This is a genomic window from Chromobacterium aquaticum, assembly GCF_021129195.1.
Lineage (GTDB): Bacteria > Pseudomonadota > Gammaproteobacteria > Burkholderiales > Chromobacteriaceae > Chromobacterium > Chromobacterium aquaticum.
The window spans coordinates 1-803 of record NZ_JAJOHW010000294.1; the positions used below are offsets into that span (position 1 = coordinate 1).

At 72.9% G+C, this 803-nt stretch carries 2 protein-coding genes; both read left to right on the forward strand.

The features are described from left to right. A partial coding sequence (locus LQT98_RS23880) for a P-loop NTPase family protein (protein ID WP_231465743.1) occupies positions 1 to 294 on the forward strand: 294 nt, incomplete at its 5' end. Beyond that, a partial coding sequence (locus LQT98_RS23885) for a glycosyltransferase family protein (protein ID WP_231465744.1) occupies positions 291 to 803 on the forward strand: 513 nt, incomplete at its 3' end. The genes LQT98_RS23880 and LQT98_RS23885, both read left to right, overlap by 4 nt.

Consider the following 803-nt stretch of genomic DNA (forward strand, 5'->3'; position numbering starts at 1 on the left):
GTGCCGGCGCGGCTGGCGGCCGACGACGCAGGCGCCGCGCCCGGCAGCGTGACGCTGATCGAGGCGCCGGCGCTGCTCAGCAATCAGCGCGCCTTCGTGCAGCTGAAGCGGGCCGATCTGATCCTGCTGGTGATAGAGGCGCGCGCCACCACCGTGCCGATGGTGGACAACGCCCTGTCCATCCTGCGCACCGCCTTCCGCCAGGTGGACGGCATCATCGTCAACCGCCGCCGCTTTGAGATTCCGTCCGCCTGGTTGCGGCGGATGGCGCGGCTGAAGGGAGAGCGGACATGAGAATCGCATTATTGTCGCCGCTGCCGCCGGAACAGACCGGCATCGCCGATTACGCCGCCGTCTGGCGGCGGGCGCTGGAGGAGCAGGGCGTCAGCGTCGCCGCTCCGCTCAGCGGCCAGCCGCCGGCGGCGAGCGCGCTGGAACTGGGCTGGCAGCTGCAGCGCGTGGACTGGAGCCGTTTTGAACTGGCGCACGCCGAACTGGGCGGCGGCCGCGAGCGCGAATTCATGGCGCTGGAGTGGCTGGCGCGCCATCAGCCGTGGCTCAAGCTCACCGCCACCGTCCACGATCCGGAACGGCTGATCTGGCGGCCGCCCGGACTGCCGCGGCAATGGCCGCGCTGGCTGAGCCAGGGCGCGGCGCTGCTGATGGACCCGCTGACGCTGGCGCGCGAGCGCCGGCTGGCCGGGCGCTTGGCGCGGCTGGTGACGCTGACCGATACCGGCGCCGACTGCCTGGCCCGGCGCATGCGGCTGCCGGCCGAACGCGTCGCCCGCATTCCGCACGGC